Annotated in this window: 1 protein-coding gene and 1 pseudogene; both read left to right on the top strand. The window is 38.2% G+C overall.

What is annotated here, in order from left to right; genetic code table 11:
- Window positions 1-213: 213 nt before the first annotated feature.
- A pseudogene (locus tag F6K13_RS25195) lies at window positions 214-720 on the top strand (DUF4347 domain-containing protein).
- A gap of 564 nt (window positions 721-1284) precedes the next feature.
- Window positions 1285-3220 (top strand): Ig-like domain-containing protein (locus F6K13_RS25200; RefSeq protein WP_287288731.1); only part of this gene is annotated, 1936 nt, incomplete at its 3' end.

Consider the following 3220-nt stretch of genomic DNA (forward strand, 5'->3'; position numbering starts at 1 on the left):
GTGGGATCTAGAAAGACAATTTTCAAGTAATTACTGAAACTTTACAATTTCTTTAAAATAAGCCTCAGTAAATTCACGAAAGCAATTTGACTGAAAAAATAAAAAGTACCCCAAACAACTTGTAACTATAACAATAAAAAGCTAAAAAAAGTTAGGATTAATATATAAATATTAAATTTTCAGTTAGACAAATATTTAAAGGTAGGAAATTATATGGTTTCAAAATTATTAGGAGCGATAGACTTTCAGTCCACTGTCGCGATCGCCACTAAATCTATTGTATTTATAGATCCCACTGTAGAAGACTATCAGATTCTTGTTCGTGGAACAAATCCCAAGATTAAAATTGTGATCCTGGATACATATCGCGACAGTATCAAACAAATCACATAAACTTTAATTCGCAACCAGGGAGTAAAAACTGTTCATATAGTTTCTCATGGTGTGCCGGGATGTTTATATTTGGGCAATAGTCAATTAAGTATTAATACTATAAACAATGATTATGCTCAAGAGTTAGAAAATTGGTCAGTTACTAATATATTGCTTTATGGTTGTAATGTAGCTGCAGGAGATGCTGGTGCAGAATTTTTAGAAAAGTTGCATCAGCTCACAGGTGCAAATATTGCTGCTTCGGCAAGGCCAACTGGTAATGTTGCTTTGGGTGGTGACTGGGAGTTGGAAGTTATACCATGCATGAAAAAAGAATGTTACGAATAATAAGTGTGATTAAAAGGCAGGTGCAGGAGATGTCCCTTTGACAGAAAAGAGAATTTATGACCTAAAAACTGGTATTGAAACCATTCCCGTGTGACTCGGTCCGACTGAGTTTCCTTCCTGGGAAGGGCAGGGGTGGGTTGGTTTAGGGGTGGGTTGACTTCTAAGAAATACCCGAGCTATTTGTAGCAAACATTTATCAATTTGGTATTAGATGATCATACAAACATTCTCCAAAAGTTAGATGTAGATTTGTTCAAATTTGAACTATAACCTGGAGATACAGTCAGGTTTAACTTACCAGAAAGGCGAGATGAATCTGATACTTTCATTGCTGACACTCAAGTACAACTTTTTGATGCTGATGGTACTCAACTTAACTGGGAACCAGATGGCTCTGAATACGGTCAGTTTACTGCCGAAAATGCTGGTACATTCTATCTAGGTATTAGTGATTCTGGAAATAGTAGTTACGATCCTACTATTGAAGGTAGTGGTACAAACAGTTATAATTATGTTGAGGGTGGCAATTACCAGTTAACTATTGAAACAACTTCACAAAAACTTATGTCTAAAACAATTCTGTACGACAACACTACTGTTACCCCAGATGATAGTCAAGCAACTACTAATGGTGCTTGGTTTGATTTTGATAAGAGGTTAGCTTCTAATCCTTTTTCGTCTGGTGATGCAGAACAATTTGTCAATGGTACAAATACAGGTACAATTCTGAATACTACAGGCGGTGGAGCAAATCAGACCGATGGTAGTAATAACGATAATACAGCAGGTTACAGTAATTACTCATTAGTAGGGTTTGGTTTCTCTGAAGTTAGAAATGATTTTCCTAAACTCAATGCTGATAATGGCTACACCCTGAGCTTCACTCTTCAAGTAATAGATGAACAAAATACTAATGAAGATATAGATGGGGATGGTAAAAACGATCGGGCAGGTTTCAGTGTCAGTGTGGTTAGCGAAGATACATCAGAAGCGATCGAAATTAGCTTTGAAGAAGACCAGATTTGGGCACAAGGTATAGACCCCAATGCAGATGCAGCTAGCTTTAATTCCCTCATCCAAGCTGAGGTCGTTGATTTTGTTACTACTACTCAAGTCAACTACGATCTAGAAGTATCAGGTCAGGATAATAAATATTATCTATTTGCTGATGGCGAACTAATACTAGATGGCGATTTACGAGATTATTCTGCGGTTAATGCTTCTGGTTTACAGCCTTATGACAATTCTAGCCAGATTAGTTTAAGCGATCGCACTGACGATGCCCGTTCGATAGTTGAATTATCTGAAATTAGTGTTACAAATCCCAGTGCAACTCCCACAGATTTATTGATCTCAGAATATGTAGAAGGTAGCAGCAACAATAAAGCGATCGAGCTATATAACGGTACGGGAAGCGCGATAGATTTAACTGACTATACTCTAGAGTTTTACAGTAATGGCAATACAACTCCTGGCACGAGTATTGATTTATCAGGAACAGTAGCTAGCGGTGATGTATTTGTGTTAGCTGACGTTGATGCTGATGCAACCATTTTAGCACAAGCAGACCAAACAAGCGCGTCTACCTTTTTTAATGGTGATGATGCCATTGTATTGAAAAAGTCTGGTACTGTTCTTGATGTTATTGGACAAGTTGGAACCGATCCTGGTACTGAGTGGGGTAGTGGAAATGTATCAACTCAGAATAACACTTTGCGTCGCAAACCTAGTATTAACAGTGGAGATACTAACGAAACAGATGCTTTCGATCCATCAACTGAGTGGTATGGTTTTGCTACAGATACTTTTGATGGATTGGGGGTTTATCGGGGAAATATTACTGCTCCTAGTGATACTACTGCTCCTAGTGTTACTACCTTCACTCCTGCTGATGATGCGACAAGCATTGCTGTCGAGGCAAATTTAGAGATTCAATTTGATGAGGATATTGTTAAAGGCACTAATGGCGATATTGTTATCAAACAAGCTTCCAATGACCAGGTTTTTGAAACCATGAATGTTACTTCAGCACAAGTTGAGGTTAATGCTAATACTGTAACTATTGATCCTAGCTCTAATCTCGATCCATTAACTGAATATTATGTAGAAGTTAGTTCAGGTGCATTTCAAGATACATCAGAAAATGATTACCAAGGAATTTCTGACACAACTACTTGGAATTTTACTACTGCAGGAGAAACTATAGCTATACGACGAGGAAATCAAATCCTGATTGATGATGACAGTGATGGTACAACAGACCGCACCCTAATATATGGAAGCGGTGCAGAAGAAGACCAATATTTAGTGGGTGACTGGGATGGTGATAATAATGATGAAATTGCCGTGCGCCGTGGAAATGCAATTCACTTCGATAACGACAGTGATGGTACGATAGACGATACCTTATTGTATGGCACTGGTGCAGGAGAAGACCAATATCTCTCAGGTGACTGGGATGGCGATGGTATAGATGAAATTGCCTTGCGACGTGGAAACA

It is taken from the genome of Okeania sp. SIO2B9 (assembly GCF_010672505.1).
GTDB classification, from domain to species: Bacteria; Cyanobacteriota; Cyanobacteriia; order Cyanobacteriales; family Microcoleaceae; genus Okeania; species Okeania hirsuta.